Genomic DNA, 1,442 nt, shown 5'->3' with positions numbered 1-1,442 from the left:
CTGATGACTTTTACCTTTCTCTCTCGGCCCCGATGGCGACTGGAAAACGGTGATCGCACCGTGCCGCAGGGCTATGCGGCCCTCACGCTGACCACCTTTTCCAACCTTTCCGGAGCCCGCTAATGGCTTTTACCGAACCGCTACTCGACCCACATGCCCCCGGTTGGAAGCGCGATCTGCCAATGCCCGACCAGGCACCCAGCACCGAGCCCTATCCGCCGGTACTGTCAAATCCGCCCAACCATGTGAACTCGATCTACCTGGAATTGCCGCGCTCGACCTATACGATGCGGGGCCTATGCGCGTGGTTGGCGATTGCTATTCTCGTCTCGTCCCCTTACTTACTCATACTCCCGTTCCTCTTCCCACCTGCACCATGGGAATCTATCGACTTTGGCTTCATCCTCATCTGTGTAATCTTATCCATCATCGCGTTTTGGTCCGGAATATATGCTTGGCGAATGACCGTACTCTCGCCCCGCGACGAACCCATCCGCTTCAACCGCCTGCGTCGCAAAGTCTACGTCTACCGCTACCATCACGATGGCCTTCGCCCCTTCAGTCGTACAGCCTGGGGGGTTCGCACGGAGGTCTACGACTGGGACGACCTGCGCGCCGAAGCCTGCAGCGTCTATGGCCCCATGGGCACCGGCGGCTCGATCCAGTCCGTCAGTATTGCCGTGGTGAAACCCGGCACCAACCAGGTCATCGACCGCTTCCCTTTTGCCCACAGCATTCAGGAGGGCGAAATGTACTGGGCCATGGCCCTGCTGTTCATGCAGCAAGGTCCGCACGCTTTACCCCATTTCCCCCGCCCACCGCGCGACTGGAACAACGAAGACGTGAGCTTCAACCTCGCCCGCCGCCTGGCGCCCAAGGTGCAGTGGCCCGCCGACATCGACCTGGAGTCGAGGACCGCGCCCTGATGACTTTTACCTTTCTCTCTCGGCCCCGATGGCGACTGGAAAACGGTGAACGCACCGTGCCGCAGGGCTATGCGGCCCTCACGCTGACCACCTTTGCCAACCTTCCCGGAGACCGCTAATGGCTTTTACCGAACCGCTACTCGACCCTCATGCCCCCGGATGGAAGCGTGATCTGCCCATGCCCGACCAGACGCCCAGCACCGAACCTTATCCGCCGGTGCTGTCGAATCCACCCAACCATGTGGACCCCGTGTACCTCGAATTGCGGCGCTCTACTATTAGAACGCGAGGGGCTGGACCATGGATTGCGATGTTAGTTTTCGTGCTGACTTGTTATCCACTAAGCTCCCCACTTGAAATATGGAATTCTGATTGGGTCATCAATTTAATCATTCCTGTAGTCCTCGTTATTGGAGTTTGGAGTGGTGTGTATATTTGGCGAATGGACGTGGACGCCCCCCGTGACGAACCCATCCGCTTCAACCGCCTGCGTCGCAAGGTCTACGTCTACCGCTT

The 1,442-nt window shown here is 58.7% G+C and carries 2 protein-coding genes; both read left to right on the top strand.

Annotated elements, in window-relative coordinates; all coding sequences use genetic code 11:
• Positions 1 to 122: 122 nt before the first annotated feature.
• Entirely contained in the window at positions 123 to 926 is an 804-nt protein-coding gene (locus tag ACRESJ_RS31600) for a DUF6708 domain-containing protein (protein ID WP_431761411.1), read from the top strand.
• Positions 927 to 1,044: 118 nt separating this feature from the next.
• A partial coding sequence (locus tag ACRESJ_RS31595) for a DUF6708 domain-containing protein (RefSeq protein ID WP_431761410.1) occupies positions 1,045 to 1,442 on the top strand: 398 nt, incomplete at its 3' end.

It is taken from the genome of Pseudomonas sp. (assembly GCF_050739655.1).
GTDB lineage: Bacteria > Pseudomonadota > Gammaproteobacteria > Pseudomonadales > Pseudomonadaceae > Aquipseudomonas.
Note: the sequence above shows the minus strand (reverse complement) of the source record. Positions and strands in the feature narration are given on the sequence as shown.

Bases quoted from the DNA above. Each gene is read 5' to 3' on its own strand.
- ACRESJ_RS31600 (WP_431761411.1), top strand. From the start codon at position 123: ATGGCTTTTACCGAACCGCTACTCGACCCACATGCCCCCGGTTGGAAG.